Consider the following 15,218-nt stretch of genomic DNA (forward strand, 5'->3'; position numbering starts at 1 on the left):
GTTCAGCCCCACTCGAAAGTCATTCGCACCCACGGCTACCTCGAGGGCGCCTACACCGAGACCTACCCCGACGTCACTCTCGACGAGCCCGGAATGCACCGGCTGTTCCGCCAGTTCTCCAGCCCGGGCGGCATCCCCAGCCACGTCTCGGTCACCACCCCCGGCTCCATCCACGAGGGCGGCGAACGATGGAGACGGTCGCCGCCGCCCAGATCCTGTGCGACCGCCTGCCCGGCATGCGGGCGCGCGTCGTCGACGTCGCGGCCCGGGCGCGGCCCCGATCAGAGGTCGAACAGGGTTTCGGCCTGCGGCGGGTCCAGCACGGCCCGGATCTCGTCGACGGTTCGCCGCCACGCGCGCCGGTTGGCCTCGTCCGTCCAATCCTCGGCCAGCCACGAAGGGGGAGTGACGAGGCGATCCAGAGCTTTGAGAGCGAGCGGCACAAGGTAGTCCGGGAACACCGGCATCGGGATCGACGGCCCGAAGACCACGTTCACCGGCTTGCCGCCGGGCAACTGCGCCGCGACCAGCGCGGCGGCGGCCACAGCTCTCGGCGAATCACCGAAGTCGAGGTCGTCGTCGGTGCCGCTGGCAGCTATGCGCTCCAACACGGCACCCACCATGTCGACGCGCGGGTCGGGTCTGGTGCCCGGCGGGTCGCTACGGGCCGGCTCGTCGAGGTCGGCACGAGGCCGCTCGGCGGCACCGGGCGGATCGGCGGCGTCGTCCAGGTCGCCGGCGAAGTCCGCGGCGTCGTCGTTGCCGAACGGGCTGACGTCCCAGAAGCCCATGGACCACCCTCCCCATCGCTTGGCCGGCATCGAGCACCGCCCACTCGCGCTGCATCACCACGGGCTCTCGACAAGCATGGCTGCCCGGCGGCGGAAGAATAGCCTTGCCCGCAGTCCTGGCCCCGACCCCGTGCCGGGGTCAGCCGAGGTCTCAGCCCGGCCGGGGGACAGCCGACGCCCTCGGCCCGGTTGTCTGATTCCGCGGGAACGCTGTGTGGCCGAGCAGGCTGTCCAGGCCGGCTGCCGTCGTGGTGCCGCGGATCTGTGGCCGGTCGCGGCGACCGGTGGCTCGCTTGTCAGCACAACCGGCGGCACTTCGCCGGATCACAATGCCGGCCCGCCTGGTGAGCCTCTGTGGACCTCCACGGGCGAAAGCGATTCAATGCCCGGCCGGCGGGCGGATGAGTGCCGCGTCCAGTTCGGTGAACAGGGGCTCGGGGATGGGGAAGCCGGTGTGGGTGGCCAGGCGGCGCCAGCAGCGGCTGCCGTGGGTCCAGGCTGCGGTTATGGCCTCGCTGATCGCGTGGGGGTCGGCGGTGGCGGCCGTTCGGTGCAGGGCGAGCAGCGCGGACGGTGACAGGTCGCGCTCGGCGGAGCGGGACGGGGTCAGCCAATGGTGAGTGCTGTTCTCGGTCAGGCGGGTCATCCACAGCAGGTGGCGTTGGGCGTAGGTCAGGGCGTCCAGGGCGCGCAACAGCTCGCCGCGCCGGGCGACGTGGTGGGCCAGGAGCAGCCAGTTGGCGAAACGGCCGCAGAGTTCGCCGATCGCCTCGGGGGTGGCCGGTGGTGAGGCGGCGGCGGGCAGCGCGTCGAGGGCTTCGCGCAGCGCGCCGGTGCGGTCCAGGACGATCATGCGGTCGCTGGCGGCGCCGCGAGCGGGCCAGGTTCGTACGGCGTCGATGTTGGTGGCGAAGTGGAACTCGCCGCGGATGAGCCCGGGGAAGAACACGACATGGGCGCCGAACTCGTTGACGACCACGTGGCCGATCGGGCCGATGCCGGCGAGCCACGCCCGTGTGTCGACCGGGGTCTCGGAGAACAACCAGAACTCGATGTCGCTGTGCGCGTCGGCCGAACCCTGCGCGAAGGAGCCGTAGGTCAGCGCGGCCACCAGGCGCTCGTCGTCCTGGCAGAGCTGTCTCACCCGGGCGATCAGACGTTCTTGCGGCAGCATCCGATCAAGTTAGCGCGGTAGTCTCGGCCGATGTTCTCGCCTCAGGGGCCGTCGGTGCGTGAGCTGGTCGTACAGGCGATGTCGTCGGTCGAGCACGGCTACGACCTGCTGGCGCCCAAATTCGATCACACCCCGTTCCGTACGCCGGAGAAGATCCTCGACGCGAGTGCCGAAGCGCTGGCCAGCCGGGGACCGTTCGACAATGGGCTCGACGTGTGCTGCGGCACCGGGGCGGGCCTGGAGGTTCTCGAACGGCTCTGCCAGGGGCGGGTGACCGGGGTCGACTTCAGCGCGGGCATGCTCGACCAGGCTCGCCTCGCGCACCCCGGGGCGACGCTGGTGCAGGCCGACGTGCGGGCGCTGGAGTTCGACGCCGAGTTCGACCTCGCTGTCACGTTCGGGGCGCTCGGCCATTTCCTGCCCAGGGAGCGGCCTGCCCTGTTCGCCGGGGTCTATCGCGCGCTGCGCCCGGGTGGGCTGTTCGCGTTCCCGGTCGCCGGGTCGCCGCCGCTCGGCTCGGTCGCGCAGTGGGCCACGCTCGGGTTCGACGTAGCCATGCGGGTCCGTAACGCGGTGTGGCGCCCGCCGTTCGTCATGTACTACCGCACCACGACCCTGCCGCCGTTGCGCGACGACCTGATGGCGGCCGGCTTCACCGTGCAGGCCGTTCCACTGACCGCCTTCGGCGAATACGGCAACGGCAGCCCGCGCCTCGGCCTGATCCTGGCCCACCGATGACGGTCCTGCGCGTCCGAGGGTTCGCCCTGCCCGACGGCGAGCCGATCGACCTCTACGCCGACGGCGACCGCTGGACCACCGACCCGGTTGCCGGGGCCGAGCTCGTGGCCGAGGGCTGGCTGCTTCCGGGCCTGGTCGACGCGCACACCCACCCGGGTGCGGAGGCCCCCGGTCAGCCGCTCGATCACGACATCCTGCGCCAGGACCTTCAGGCCCACCTGTACGCCGGGGTCACGCTGATCCGTTCCCCGGGCCTGGCCGACGACCCGCCCGACTGGTTCGGTCACGCCGACGGCACTCCTCGCGCCGTGCACGCCGGACCGTGGATCGCCCAGTTCGGACAGTTCTTCGACGGGTGGGGCCGCCGGGCCTCCCTCGCCGGCCTGCCCGCCGTCGCCGCCGAGCAGGCCGCGCGCACCGGGTGGGCGAAGATCGTCATCGACTGGCGGGTCGGGCAGGAGATCGTGCCGGTCGGCGTGCTGCGCGAGGCCGTCACCCGCGTACACGGGGCCGGTGGGCGCCTGGCCGTGCACTCGCAGCATCCGGAGGGCGGCGTCGTCGCGGTCGAGGCCGGCGTCGACTCGCTCGAGCACGGGATGGGCCTGGACCCGGCGCTGCTGCCGCGCATGGCCGAGCAGGGCACGGCGCTGACCCCGACCCTGTCCGTGATCACGGGTTCGCTGGCGAAGGCGGTCGCCGAGCCCGACAGTCCGCGCAAACGTTGGTACGTCTCGGGCGCGAGCGTCCACGGTGACCTGACCGCCGCCGCCGTCGAAGCCGGGGTGACCGTGCTCGCCGGCACCGATTCGCGCCCGCACGGCGGCATCGCCGAGGAGATCCAGGCCATGTACGCCGCCGGCGTCTCCCCGCACGAGGCGATCGCCGCCGCGTCGTGGAAGGCCCGGTCGTACCTCGGCCTGCCCGGACTGGTGGACGGCGCCCCGGCCGACGCGGTCGTCTACGAGACCGACCCCCGCACCGATCTGGGCCAGTTGCTCAAACCGCGGGCTGTCATCGTCCGCGGCCGGCGGGTGTGATCGCAACAATGACATTAGGCGATGTCCGACACTTCCACCATCCGGTGATCGACCGAGTGTGATCGCGGGCGTCGATGCCTACGGTCGCTCCATGCTTGGGGAACTCGGAGATCGCACCGTCAACCGCCTCGGCTTCGGCGCCAAGCGTCTGGGCGCCGACCGTACGCACGCCGTCGCCCTGCTGCGTCAAGCCGTCGAGTGGGGCGTCTGGCCCGCCCCGACCAGCTGCGCGGGCTGGTCGAGGCCGACCTGGGGTCGCTGGGCCGAGACCACCTCGACGTCGTCTACCTGCGGCAGCAGGGCCTGGAGTCGGTCGCCGAGCACTTCGGGGTCCTGGCCGACCTGCGGCGGGAGGGGCTGATCCGGCACCTGGGCCTGTCCAACGTGCGGCTCGCCCACCTCGACCAGGCCGAGGCGATCGCCCCGGTCGTGGCGGTCCAGAACCGGTACGGCGTCGACTTCGGCCGCGTCAACGACGAGATCCTCGACGTATGCCGGGCGCGCGGTATCGCCTTCGTGCCGTTCTTCGCCCTCACCGGCGCCGGACGCGAGCAGGGCGGGCTGGCCGGCAACGACACCGTGACCGCGTTCGCCCACGCACACGGAGTGACCCCGGCCCAGGTGCGCCTCGCGTGGACCCTGAGCCGCGGCCCCCACGTCCTCGCGATCCCCGGCACGGGCAACCCCACCCACCTGGCCGAGAACCTGAGCGCCGCCGACCTCGTCGACCTGCCCGGCCTCTCCGAGCTGGCCTAGGGTTGCACCTTCCGTAGCGGCATGTGGTCCAGTGGGCTCACGTCCCGATCCCGTGAGGAAAGGCCCCTGCTCGTGCATTCGTCTTCCGTCCCACCCCGCCAGGTCAAGATCGGTGACGCGGCGGCCTTCGCCGGCAGCACGCCACGGGCGATTCGCCATTATCACGAGATCGGCCTGCTCCCCGAGCCGGAGCGGGGCGGTGACGACCGCCGCCGCTACGGCTACGAGGACATGATCCGCCTGCTGTGGATTCGTAGGATGGCCGACGCCGGGATCGCCCTGGACGACATCCGGGACGCCTTCACCGACGGCCTGGCTTCCGGCGGCACGGACAGCGGAGACGGTATCGGGACCATCCTGGAGCGATTGGCGGAAACCCTCGCCGGGCAGGAGGCGGAACTGCGGCGGCAGCGGACCGCCGTGCAGCGGATGCGCACCGAAGGCAGCCGGATGGGCCTGCTCTCCGACTTGGTCACCGAACGCCTCAAGAGCCTGCCCGAAGGCTCCCTGCACCAGGCGGACCTGGACAGTCTGCTGGTCACCGAGCGGATCTTCGGCCCGCTCGGCGCGGCCGTCCAGGCCACCCGCTTCGTCGTCCTGGCCACGCATCCCGCTCTGCGAAAGGATTCCGACCGCATCGACGCCGCCGAGGAGGCACTCGATGACAGCGTCGCCGTCGATGATCCACGGGTGGCTCAAGTGGCCGTCGAGCGGCACGCCTTCGAAAGCGCCCTGCAGGCCGTCATCGAGGAATCCGGCCTGGGTATGGACGACGATGCCCTCTGCGACGCCTGGGACACCGTGCACTCCGCGACCGCCGACCTCAGCTCTGGCAGGCGGGAGGCCGGCTCCATGAGCGCGTTCGAAGCCGTCGGCAAGATGCCCTACGACTTCTCCCCAGCCCGGCTGCGCTGCATGGAACTGGCCGAGGAACTGTCCGCCCAGGACTCATCCGCTACCTGAGACACTGCCACTCTGTCGGCGGACGAGGAGGGTGAGTTGACGGACACGGTGGCCGAGGAGTTGCGCGTCGCCCGGTCGGCCGACCCGGATCCGGTCGTCGCCAGTGCGGGCTGGGCGCTGACCACCGAGCGCGTCGCCAAGAAGCCGGACGGGCTCGACCTCCCGGGCCTGCTCGACGTGATCGAGAAGGAGATGAAGGACGCCCCCGACCGGCTGCAATGGGCGATGAACCACTGCCTCGCCCAGATCGGCATCGACCACCCGCATCTGCGTGTGCGGGCCGTCGGCATCGGGGAGCGCCTCGAAGTGCTCAAGGATTATCCGACGCCGCCCGGCTGCACGTCCCCGTACGCTCCGGCCTGGAACGCGGAGAACGTGCGCCGTCAGGCGTGAGCCGGCACGCGGGCGAAGTCGGGTTCGGCGGCGGGACGGCCGAAGTGGTAGCCCTGCAGGTAGCGGTAGCCGAGCCGCTGCAACGCCTCGGCCTGCGCCGCCGTCTCGACGCCCTCGGCCACCGCGAGCAGGCCCAGGCCCGAGCTGAGCTGCACCAGCGCTTCGGCGATGACCGTGTTCCGGCCGGCTTCGGTGATGTTGTCGACGAACGACTTGTCGACCTTCAGAATGTCGACGGGCACGGTCTGCAGCAGGCCCAGAGACGAGTGCCCGGTGCCGAAGTCATCCAGAGCGATGCGTACGCCCAGGGCCCGCAGCTCGTGCAGGGCGACCACGGCCTGGCCGCCCTCGAAGACCGCGGTCTCGGTCACCTCGACGGCCAGGCACGAGGCGGGCAGCCCGCTGTCGGCCAGGGCGGCGGCCACCGTCGAAGCGAAGTGCGGACGGGCGAGCTGGCGGGCCGACACGTTGACGCTGACCCGGTCGGGGGCGGCCGGGCCGAGGGTGGCGCGCCAGCCGGCCAGCCGGTGACACGCCGTCCGCAGGATCCACTCGCCGAGCTCGACGATCAGTCCGTTGTGCTCGGCGACCGGGATGAACGCGGCCGGGCTGACCAGTCCACGGGTCGGGTGCTCCCAGCGGACCAGGGCCTCGACGGCGACGACCCGGGCCGAGGGCAGCTCGACGATCGGCTGGTAGACGACGCGGAACTGGCCGTGCTCGAGAGCGGCGCGGATCTCGGCGCCCAGGCGTACGTTCTCCCCGGCCCGCTCGTCCAGAGAGGGCGTCCATTGGCGTACGGGCTCGCCGGTCTGCTTCGCCGCGTACATCGCCGCCTCGGCCTGGCGCAGCATCTCGACCGGGGTGACGTCGCGCCCGCCGGCCAAGCCGATCGCGACGCCGACGTACAGCTCGTGACCGGCCACGGCGAGCGGGTCGGTGGGCGTGCGGGCCAGCGACACCGGAGCACGGAACGCGTGGGCGAGGCCGTCGGCGAACCGGCTCGCGTACCCGGCGTCGGCCTCGGGCAGAAGGACGGCGAACTCGTCACCACCCAGCCGGGCGACCACAGCACCGGCCGGAACGGCGCCGGACAGGCGGGTGGCGAGCAGGCGCAGCACGCGATCGCCGACCGGGCGGCCCAACTCGTCGTTCACGTGCTTGAAGCCGTTGACGCCGAGCAGCGCGATCTGCGGACGGCCATCCTGCAGCGCCTGGCGCACGGCCAGCTCGAAGCGGCGGCGGCTGGCCAGCCCGGTCAGCGGGTCCTGCATGGCGGCCCGGGTCAGCTCGGCCGACTGGCGGCGCACCTCGACCACGAAACCGGACAGCCGCACGAGGACCAGCACGATCAGGACGGTCGCGCCGGCCGCGGCCGAGACGCGGTCGACCGGGTCGTCACCGATGCCGGGCAGGAGCAGCAGCACGGGAGCGAGCAGGGCGCAGGCGCCGAAGAGCAGCATGCGGGCCGGCCCGACCCCGGCCGCCTCGCGGGGAGCGGCGGAGGCGGACATCGACGGATGCAGGGCGGCAGCCGCCCACAGCACGTAGGAGAGCAGGTACAACGGGTCGGCGAGATGGGTCGAGGCCTGCGTGTAGAGCGGGATCGTGACGAAGACGCTGTCGCCGGCGAGCATGAGCGCGGCCGCGGCGACCAGCAGCCGTACGCTCGGGGTCCGCGCGCCGCCGCCGGTGAACAGCCGCGCGAGCAGGCCGATCAGCAGCGCGTCGGCGGCCGGGTAGGCGACCGTCGTGAACCGCTCGATCGTCGACACACCCGCGTCGGCGGCCACCGGGTGCAACACGAAGATCCAGAAGGCGAGCCCGAGGCCGGTGGCGACGATCGCCGCGTCGATCAGGTCGCCGGCCGAGCTGCGACGGCGCCGCACCAGCAGCAGCAGACCCACGACGAGCATCGGGTACGACCCCAGGTAGAACACGTCGGCGATCGAAGGGTACGGCGACCGGTGCAGCACCTGGATGTAGAACTCGTAGGTCAGGTCGCCCGCCACGAACGTGAACTGGCCGGCCGCGAACCACCGCCACATGCGCGGCCGGTCGGGGCGGTGCAGCCGCAGCCCGTACAGGATCGCGCCCGCCGCGGCCAGCCCGACGACGTCGTACAGGATGCTCGCGATCAGGCTGCGATCGGGCAGCACGTAGTGGCAAGTGGTCGCGATCGTGCCGGCCACGAGCCACCAGAACCAGATCCGTCTGTGCCCCACACCCGCTCACTCGTCGTCCAAGGCGACAAGTTGAGAGTTAGCGGTGGACTTCACAAGATCCGGTGCGGTAGCTTCCCCACGCCATTGATCTTCTCGGGTGGGTGGAATGACTGCCGTCGATCGCCAGGTCGTGCTCCGCCGCTTCACGCGCGCCACCTACCAGGTGGCCGCGGTCGGTGCCCTCGCCCTGACCGTGCAGGCCGTGATCTTCCCCGCGGTCGGCGCTGGCCCCGTCTGGCTGCTGGCCACGATCCCGCCCCTGCTGACCGCGGCCGCCGTCCTGACGATCAAGTCCATCCCGTACGAGCATGTGAAGTTCCCCGGTTAGCCGGCGCTCAGCGTCGTCCAGTGCCCGGCCGTACGGAATCCGAGCCCCTCGAACAGTGGAAGCTCGTGCTGTCCGAAACGGCGTCCGCGGCGCTGTCCGTGCCGCGGCCGGTGGTGCCGTCCGTGCCGCCGTCCGTGGTGGCCTCTGTCGGGGTCATGCTTTCTCCTCGGCGCTCAGCCCGGAGTTCGAGGGAGCTCCGGATCCACCGTCCGCGACGTGGCCCGCGGACCGGTCTCATCCGGGGAGACGCACCAACTCGGAAGAACTTCATCGCGGCCGAGGGTTGCGTGGCCGTGGCACACGTGTCCTGCGCCACGCGCCGCGATCTCCGCCGCCGCGATGCCGCAAGAGCATGAAAGCGGCCGCGACGCAGCGGGCAAACCGTCTGGCGCGGCGGTGAGCCGCCCGCGCGGGCACGGGCTGCGGGCTGCCGGGGTTCACGGCGGACGCCTGATCACTCGGCTCGGGTGAAGGTGAGCGCCTTTGCTGTTGCCACGGCGGCGCGGCCGGGGGCGGTCTGGAAGGGTCAGTAGATGTTGGTGTGGGCGATGACCTGGGCCGGCGAGGGAGCTGCGTAGGAGGTCAGGTGTTCGGTTTCAACCTGGAGAGCCTCCGGGGTCGAGGTCTGCCCTGGAGGCCCGGTGCAGGCATCTGGTTCGCGCGGCCGTTGCCTCGGGCCCAGACCGCCTCGCCCGTGACGGCCGGTCGCGGTGACTGGTCGGTCGCGCAGGCTGTCCAGGCCGGTTGCCGTCGTGGTGCCGCAGTGGTGCGGCCGGTCGCGGTGACCGGTTGGGTTCGCCGCCGTGCCTAAACCAGGAAGCAGGGCTCTGCCCGGCTTGATCGTTGAGCTGATCCTTGAGGCAGGGGCCTCGATCGCGTTCCAGGGGCCTGAAACCAGGATCTCGGAACGATCATGGACGGGGAGGGGCCTGTATTCCTGAACTTGGGAACTGTCGTCCGGCTTGACTGCTTGTCAGCGCAACCGGGCGGCACCATGCTGCACCACGACGCCGGCCCGCCTGGCAAGCCTCGGTGACCACACTGCCGCCGTGACCGGCCACGGAAAGCGGATGCCCGACCCGGGCCGAGTCCCCGACCCGGGATAGCTGAGGGCAGACCTCCGCGGCAAAGCTCTCTGGACTGGACGGACCCTCTGACAAGAACGGGCCGTGAACCGGTCGGCGCTGGACGGCGTTTGGGCCTCAGGCGGTGGACAGCCGCCCGCGGATTGAACCGGGCGGTCGTGATGTCCGTACCACCGCGCATGTGGGATGACGGGCGATTGCTGGCAGCGCTCGCCGCGCTGCCACCGGAGGCCTTCATCGAGGGCCCGGCCGACGATGACGAGCTGAGGTGGCGGCGCACGGCGAGGCGCTTGCGACGAGAACTGGGCGCGGAGCCGGTCTCCGCTCTGCCGCCGGGACACATCGCCCCGGTGCTGGAGCTGCGGCGCACCCCGGTCGACTGACCGGAGGCCGGCCGGCTGCCCCGGGAGAGGACGCGGTAACAGATGACTGCGGACGACCTGCCGGCCACTGCCGGAGGCAACACCGAGACGAGCGCCACCGACCGGCCCGACAGCGTGGATCACGAGGGCTGGCCCGCCGACGTCGACGTGCCGGACGACGGGGCGGAACCGAAGCTCTGGTTCACGCGGACCGCCGTGCCGGACGATCAAGAGAACGGCCCGTCCGGCACGGGGGAGAACGGGCCGGGTCTGACGCAGATCGTGGAGCTGCGGGAGCGGGCTGCCGGGCCGGACCGGGACGCGGCCGTGGCTGCCCGTGCAGCGCTCGGGCGGCTGGTGACCGATGACAGCCGGGAAGTCGCGGTAGTGGCCGAGGAAGCCCTGCGGGCCACGTCGGTCGGGCTCGAGCCCGCGCGGGTCGACTTCGGGCCTGTCTCGCCGGGAACGCCCCAGCTGGTGGCGGCAGTGAAGATCACGGGGCCGCCGATGGCCCTGGCGTCGGAGCTTCGGGTCACGGGGACCGGCCTGCGGGCGCGGATCGCCGGTGATCAGCTTCAGGTGGCCTGGCTGCCGGGGGATGGCCCGCTGACGGGGATGGTGTCGCTCAACGGGGTGGCGGGAGCGGCCGACCTGCCGGTCACCGGACATATCGCCACCGGACCGACAGGCGACGGGCCCGCCGAAGCTAGGCCGAGCGCCCTGACCGGGCCGAGCGCCCTGACCGGGCCGAGCGCCCTGACCGGGCCGAGCGCCCTGACCGGGCCGAGCGCCCTGACCGGGCCGAGCGCCCTGACCGGGCCGAGCGCCCTGACCGGGCCGAGCAGCCCCCGATCACCGCTGACCGCGACGACCCGGATGCCGGCCGCGGGTCGTCGCGGGAAAGGGCTGCTCCTCGCCGCCGCGACCGCCGTCGTGCTTCTCGCGGGGACCGGTATCGCCGCCGCCGTCACCCTCAACGGCGACAAATCACCCGACTCGCAAGCGGTCGGGAACTCCGCGCCGCAGGAGAAGGAACCGGCGGGGGCACCAGCGCCAAGCGACCAGGGAGCCGTACCGCCGGCCGACGGATCAGCGCCGTCGGCCGAAACGACCGCGCCGCCGACCGAGGGAACAACGCCGGGTGCTGCAGCCGCCCCGCCAGCCAGCCGGGACAAGCCGGTCGTCGAGGGGACGATCAAGGTCGGGGACGAGCCCGAGGGCGTCGCGGTCTCGCCGGACGGCCGCACCCTCTACGTCGCCAACCAGAGCTCGCGCATCCTGTCCGTCGTCGACTTGGCGTCGAAAGCCGTCGTGCCGGTCACGCTTCGCAACACCCCGCGTTTCGTGGCCGTCTCGCGGGACGGGCAGCGTGTTTTCGTCTCGATGTACGAGAACGACCTCAGCGGCAGCGGGGTGGCCGTTGTCAACGCCCGCACCCGTCAGGTCGAGCGCAACCTCAGCACGGGCGTGCAGCCGTACGCCCTCTCGGTCGCTCCTGACGGCCGGCTGTGGGTGCCTATTCACGGCGGGCGCAACGTCGAGATCTTCGGTGCGGGCGACCTGAAACCTGACGGGCGCGTGTTCGTGCCCGAGAACCCGCACGCGGTCTCGTTCGACGCCGCCGGGGAGCGCGCTTTCACACCCGATCACGAGTCGAGCACGGTCTCGGTCATCGACACGCGTGACGATCGGCGGCTGCGGTCGATCCCGGTCAGCCGGTCCCCGCACAGCCTCGCCGTCGCGCCTGACGGGCGTACGGTCGTGGTGGCCTGTTTCGACGCGGACGCCGCCGACCTGATCGACGCGGTCACGCTCGAACGCCGCGGGTCGTTGCCGGTGGGCGACAAACCGCAGGCCGCCGCCTATGCGATGGACAGCCGCCATGCGTACGTGGTCAATGAGGCGGGCGATTCGGTCTCGGTTCTCGATCCGCAGGCGCGCAAGGTCACGGCCACGGTCGCGGTCGGCAACAGTCCGCGCGCGATGGCCGTCTCGGCGGACGGACGGTTCGCCTATGTGACGAACGGCCGGGACGACACCGTGTCCGTGCTGCGGGTCGGGTGATCTGCCCGAACGAGTGATTGCCCTGGTGGAAGCGGTATCCGGCATGATCACCTGAAGGGGAACGGGCGAGGCGGGGAGCGAAGCAGCGTGCGAAGGCGGGAGAGCGGCACCGACGAGGTGTTGATCCGCCAGCTCTTCAACGAGCACGGCGGGGCACTGCTGGCCTACGCCACGCGCCTGATGGGTGATCGCGCCCTCGGCGAGGACGTGGTGCAGGAGACCCTGATCAGGGCCTGGCGCAACCCGGAGGCCCTGACCAACGACAAGGGCTCCGTACGGGGTTACCTGTTCACGATCACCCGCAACATCGCGATCGACCGGCACCGCGCCCGTCAGGCCCGCCCGGCCGAGGTCGCCGAGACGATCAGCAGCACCCCGGTCGCCAAGGACCACGCCGACCAGGTCGTCGACTCGATGGTCGTGCTCGGCGCGATGGAGAAGCTCTCGGACGAGCACCAGGAAGTGCTCAAGGCCATCTACTTCCAGGGCCGTACGGTCGACGAGGCCGCCGAATCACTCGGGGTGCCCGCGGGAACCGTGAAGTCGCGCAGCTATTACGCGTTGCGGCGGCTGCGGGAGGCGATGACCGAAAGACCGGTCGTCGTGGAAGGGGCGGCGTGATGAGCGAGCACGAGAACGAGCTGCTCGGCGCGTACGTCCTGGGCGTGCTCGACGACGGTGAACGCGACACGGTGCGCGGGCATCTCGACGGGTGCGAGAGGTGCCGCCGCGAGGTCGACGAGCTGCGCGAGATGGAGTCGGCCCTGGGGGAGCTGCCGCCCGAGGCGCTGCTCGACGGGCCGCCCGCGGGCGGTGACCTGCTGTTGCAGCGCACCCTCAAGCAGGTGCGCGGCGAGCGGGTTCGTGACGACCGCCGGCGCCGTACGGTGTGGGTGGCCGCTGCCGCCGCTGCTGCCGTGGTGGTGCTGGGCGGTGGAACGCTGCTGGGGCGGGGGACGGCGCCTGACGCGCCCCCGACGGCGCAGGCCAGTCAACCGGCTGGAACTCGCACGGCGACCGCCACGGACGCGGCCACCGGTGCCACGATGACGGCGTCGGTGATTCCGGCCGCCGGGTGGGTGCGGGTGCACGCCGCGGTGAGCGGGGTCGCGGCGGGGGAGCAGTGCCGCCTCTACGTGCTGGCCAAGGACGGTTCGCGGCGGGAGGCCGGAAGCTGGCTGATCTCGGAGAAGGCGGCCGCCGAGGGCGGGACCGTCGACGGGTCGGCGCTGGTCGCCCCGGCCGATGTGGCGGCGGTGCAGGTGGAGACGTTCGCCGGGCGGCCGCTGGTCACCGTGCCGGTTTGAGCAGGTCGGCTTCGATCGCCGCGCGGGCCGCGTCGCGCAGGGCCCCGACGTCGGGGTAGTCGGCCGGGTCGAGGGGCGGGAGCACCCGTACGTGCGCGTCGACGTGGTCGCGCAGGATCAGTCCGTGGCGGGGGAGCGCGGCCCGGGTGCCGTGGACGGCGACGGGGATGATCGGCGCGTGGTGACGTACGGAAAGCTCGAAAGCGCCGTTCTTGAAGGCCTGGAGCTGACCGTCGGGCGTGCGCCGGCCCTCGGGGAAGATGATCACGGACGATCCGGCGGCGAGCAGGCGGTCGCAGTGGGCCATCATCTCGCGCACCGAGGCGCCGCTGCCGCGCTTGAGGGGCACGTAGTCGTTGAGCCGCATGTTCCAGCCGATCAGCGGGACCTTGAAGATCTCTTCCTTGGACACCCATTTGAACGGGCGGAACAGGGCGAACAGCACGAGGATGTCGATGAGCGACGCGTGGTTGGCGACCAGGACGGCCGGACCCCGCCACGGCACCCGATCGCGGCCGGTGACCCGCAGACGCCACAACGGGTTGACGTAGACGTAGAACGACGCCCACGCCGACGAGTAGAGGTGCAGGACGACGCGCCGCCGGTCGAACGGGAGGGTCACCGCCCACACGACGGCCGCGACCACGAAGAAGACGACGCAACTGAGGGCGATGAACGCCCAGTAGGCGACCGAGAAGAGCCGGAGCACGGCCGAAGTGTAAACGGGTAGCCTGCGGCGATGACGAGCCAGAGGCAGTCGGGGTTGCTTTTCGCCGGGCTGGTGGGAGCCTTGGCCGGTGCGGCGCTGGCCGGGCGCCGGGGCGCGGCGGCGGGGGCTTTCCTGCTCGCCGCTACCGACGCGGTGGCGCGGGTGCGGCAGAAGCCGGGGGAGATTCCGGCGTGGTGGTCGCGGGTCGTGATGAGCGGGGCGCTTGCGGCGCCGGCGGGGTGGGCCGCGGGACGGTTCCTGAAGCCGGCGACAGTCGGTCTGGTCGCGGGATCGGTGGCGGGGGCTCTCGGGTTGCGGCCGCAGAAGGTGGCGCTCGGGCCGGTCGTCGGGGCGGTCGCCGGGCTGGTGGGTCGGCGCGCGTCACCGGCGGTCGTGGCGGCGGGCGCGGTGGTGGGTTTCCGGGTGCTGTCCGCGATGGTGTTCCGCGAACCGCAGGTCGATCTGCTGGCCACGCAGGTTCCGGCTGCGGAGCTGCCGTTCGTGGTTCCGCTCGCGGCGCGAGGCCGGTACGTCGGCACCGGGTATGTGCGGGAGCTGGCCGAGGTGCTGGGCGGCGACTATCGGGCCGACGTGCCGGACGTGGGGATCGTCGGGTCGCTCGACGATCTGGCCGGGCCGCGGTTCGACCCGGGCGGCGTGGACCCGCTGGTGCGCGAGTTCTACGAGCGGACGACCCGGTTCCGGCTCGACATCGTGCCGGTGTGGCGGCCCTGGGTGCGGCCGGGCTATCTGCTCTATCGCACGCTGGTGGCGCGGCCGCTGGGCCAGGCGAACGTGCCGATGAACCAGCGCGAGACCCTGCGCGGCGTCCGCAGCCGCATCGACACGATCTCCAGCGGCGCGGAAAGCGTACGCGGGTGGATCCGGTCGTTCGCGGACACCGACGAGCCGATCTATGTGGGCATCTACACGACCTACCGGTACGAGGGGCGCGGCTACGTCAGCGTCGGGTTCCCGGTGCCGCAGGGCAACTTCACGGCCACGCTGCTGCCGTTGCCGCGGGCCGGGGGCGGGCTCGTGCTGACCAGCCGCAGTTCGCTCGCGCACCCGGGGCACTACCTGAGCTACATCGACCCGGCGACGGGGGAGCTCACCACTTTGGCCGTGCACGGCTTCGCCGAACAGCTCGACGTCTATGTGGAGAACGGATCGTTGCGGGCCGAGCACGCGTTCTCGCTGTTCGGGCTGCCGTTCCTGGTGCTGCACTACACGATGCGCCGCAAGTGACCGTTCTCGTACACGTCATCCGGTGTCGGCATGACGGC

Annotated in this window: 16 protein-coding genes and 1 pseudogene; 12 read left to right on the forward strand and 5 right to left on the reverse strand. The window is 71.7% G+C overall.

Translation table 11 applies throughout. From position 1 onward, the window contains the following. Positions 1-30 precede the first annotated feature (30 nt). Positions 31-186: pseudogene (locus EER30_RS13415) on the forward strand (phosphoketolase family protein); the annotation flags it as partial. 95 nt (positions 187-281) lie between these two features. Here EER30_RS13415 and EER30_RS13420 read toward each other — a convergent pair. Both EER30_RS13420 and EER30_RS13425 read right to left on the reverse strand, forming a co-directional pair. Further along, positions 282-791, reverse strand: a complete 510-nt coding sequence (locus EER30_RS13420; RefSeq protein WP_127500758.1) for a DUF4259 domain-containing protein — start codon at positions 789-791, stop codon at positions 282-284. A gap of 379 nt (positions 792-1,170) precedes the next feature. After that, the gene (locus EER30_RS13425; protein WP_127500759.1) at positions 1,171-1,965 is read right to left on the reverse strand and encodes a hypothetical protein; all 795 of its coding nucleotides are present in this window, start codon (positions 1,963-1,965) and stop codon (positions 1,171-1,173) included. 30 nt (positions 1,966-1,995) lie between these two features. Here EER30_RS13425 and EER30_RS13430 point away from each other — a divergent pair, with 30 nt between their 5' ends. From EER30_RS13430 to EER30_RS13450, 5 genes are all read left to right on the forward strand, one after another. Next, a complete protein-coding gene (locus EER30_RS13430) occupies positions 1,996-2,703 on the forward strand; it encodes a class I SAM-dependent methyltransferase (RefSeq protein ID WP_127500760.1) in 708 nt (235 codons plus the stop codon). Continuing rightward, entirely contained in the window at positions 2,700-3,740 is a 1,041-nt protein-coding gene (locus EER30_RS13435) for an amidohydrolase family protein (RefSeq protein ID WP_127500761.1), read from the forward strand. Before EER30_RS13430 ends, EER30_RS13435 begins: the two co-directional genes overlap by 4 nt. Positions 3,741-3,938: 198 nt before the next feature. Continuing rightward, positions 3,939-4,496, forward strand: a complete 558-nt coding sequence (locus EER30_RS13440; RefSeq protein ID WP_240669997.1) for an aldo/keto reductase — start codon at positions 3,939-3,941, stop codon at positions 4,494-4,496. A gap of 72 nt (positions 4,497-4,568) precedes the next feature. Next, entirely contained in the window at positions 4,569-5,459 is an 891-nt protein-coding gene (locus EER30_RS13445) for a MerR family transcriptional regulator (RefSeq protein ID WP_127500762.1), read from the forward strand. 36 nt (positions 5,460-5,495) lie between these two features. Then, complete coding sequence (locus tag EER30_RS13450; protein WP_240669998.1) at positions 5,496-5,852, forward strand: DNA alkylation repair protein; 357 nt, start codon at positions 5,496-5,498, stop codon at positions 5,850-5,852. Here the strand turns inward: EER30_RS13450 and EER30_RS13455 are convergent. Beyond that, the gene (locus tag EER30_RS13455) at positions 5,843-8,077 is read right to left on the reverse strand and encodes a putative bifunctional diguanylate cyclase/phosphodiesterase (protein ID WP_127500763.1); all 2,235 of its coding nucleotides are present in this window, start codon (positions 8,075-8,077) and stop codon (positions 5,843-5,845) included. The two genes, EER30_RS13450 and EER30_RS13455, sit on opposite strands and share 10 nt — an antisense overlap. Positions 8,078-8,183: 106 nt before the next feature. Between EER30_RS13455 and EER30_RS13460 the strand changes: the two genes are divergently transcribed. Next, entirely contained in the window at positions 8,184-8,405 is a 222-nt protein-coding gene (locus tag EER30_RS13460; protein ID WP_127500764.1) for a hypothetical protein, read from the forward strand. Positions 8,406-8,412: 7 nt separating this feature from the next. Here the strand turns inward: EER30_RS13460 and EER30_RS47035 are convergent, their stop codons facing one another. Continuing rightward, positions 8,413-8,562, reverse strand: coding sequence for a hypothetical protein (locus tag EER30_RS47035; protein WP_164842314.1), 150 nt, complete (start codon positions 8,560-8,562; stop codon positions 8,413-8,415). Positions 8,563-9,651: 1,089 nt separating this feature from the next. On the opposite strand from EER30_RS47035, the gene EER30_RS13465 reads away from it, so the two are divergent. The 4 genes from EER30_RS13465 (at position 9,652) to EER30_RS13480 (ending at position 13,223) form a co-directional block, all read left to right on the forward strand. Then, entirely contained in the window at positions 9,652-9,873 is a 222-nt protein-coding gene (locus EER30_RS13465; protein ID WP_127500765.1) for a hypothetical protein, read from the forward strand. Between the two features lie 42 nt (positions 9,874-9,915). Next, positions 9,916-11,916 (forward strand): YncE family protein, encoded by a 2,001-nt coding sequence (locus tag EER30_RS13470; protein ID WP_127500766.1) that lies wholly within the window; start codon positions 9,916-9,918, stop codon positions 11,914-11,916. 87 nt (positions 11,917-12,003) lie between these two features. Continuing rightward, positions 12,004-12,537 carry a sigma-70 family RNA polymerase sigma factor gene (locus EER30_RS13475; RefSeq protein ID WP_127500767.1) on the forward strand — a complete coding sequence of 178 codons (534 nt, stop codon included), beginning with the start codon at positions 12,004-12,006 and terminating at the stop codon, positions 12,535-12,537. Next, on the forward strand, positions 12,537-13,223 hold the full coding sequence (locus EER30_RS13480; protein WP_127500768.1) for an anti-sigma factor family protein: 687 nt from the start codon (positions 12,537-12,539) through the stop codon (positions 13,221-13,223). Before EER30_RS13475 ends, EER30_RS13480 begins: the two co-directional genes overlap by 1 nt. Here EER30_RS13480 and EER30_RS13485 read toward each other — a convergent pair. Further along, the gene (locus tag EER30_RS13485) at positions 13,207-13,932 is read right to left on the reverse strand and encodes a lysophospholipid acyltransferase family protein (RefSeq protein WP_127500769.1); all 726 of its coding nucleotides are present in this window, start codon (positions 13,930-13,932) and stop codon (positions 13,207-13,209) included. The two genes, EER30_RS13480 and EER30_RS13485, sit on opposite strands and share 17 nt — an antisense overlap. A 30-nt stretch (positions 13,933-13,962) precedes the next feature. Here EER30_RS13485 and EER30_RS13490 point away from each other — a divergent pair, with 30 nt between their 5' ends. Further along, positions 13,963-15,180 (forward strand): hypothetical protein, encoded by a 1,218-nt coding sequence (locus EER30_RS13490; protein WP_127500770.1) that lies wholly within the window; start codon positions 13,963-13,965, stop codon positions 15,178-15,180. Positions 15,181-15,218: the final 38 nt, after the last annotated feature.

The sequence above is a fragment of the Actinoplanes solisilvae genome, assembly GCF_003999975.1.
GTDB lineage: Bacteria > Actinomycetota > Actinomycetes > Mycobacteriales > Micromonosporaceae > Actinoplanes > Actinoplanes solisilvae.

Excerpts from the sequence above, each read along its gene's own strand:
- EER30_RS13420 (WP_127500758.1), bottom strand. The coding sequence starts at position 791 with ATGGGCTTCTGGGACGTCAGCCCGTTCGGCAACGACGACGCCGCGGAC.
- EER30_RS13425 (WP_127500759.1), bottom strand. The coding sequence starts at position 1,965 with ATGCTGCCGCAAGAACGTCTGATCGCCCGGGTGAGACAGCTCTGCCAG.
- EER30_RS13430 (WP_127500760.1), top strand. The coding sequence starts at position 1,996 with ATGTTCTCGCCTCAGGGGCCGTCGGTGCGTGAGCTGGTCGTACAGGCG.
- EER30_RS13435 (WP_127500761.1), top strand. The coding sequence starts at position 2,700 with ATGACGGTCCTGCGCGTCCGAGGGTTCGCCCTGCCCGACGGCGAGCCG.
- EER30_RS13460 (WP_127500764.1), top strand. The coding sequence starts at position 8,184 with ATGACTGCCGTCGATCGCCAGGTCGTGCTCCGCCGCTTCACGCGCGCC.
- EER30_RS47035 (WP_164842314.1), bottom strand. The coding sequence starts at position 8,562 with ATGACCCCGACAGAGGCCACCACGGACGGCGGCACGGACGGCACCACC.
- EER30_RS13465 (WP_127500765.1), top strand. The coding sequence starts at position 9,652 with ATGTCCGTACCACCGCGCATGTGGGATGACGGGCGATTGCTGGCAGCG.
- EER30_RS13470 (WP_127500766.1), top strand. The coding sequence starts at position 9,916 with ATGACTGCGGACGACCTGCCGGCCACTGCCGGAGGCAACACCGAGACG.
- EER30_RS13480 (WP_127500768.1), top strand. The coding sequence starts at position 12,537 with ATGAGCGAGCACGAGAACGAGCTGCTCGGCGCGTACGTCCTGGGCGTG.
- EER30_RS13490 (WP_127500770.1), top strand. The coding sequence starts at position 13,963 with ATGACGAGCCAGAGGCAGTCGGGGTTGCTTTTCGCCGGGCTGGTGGGA.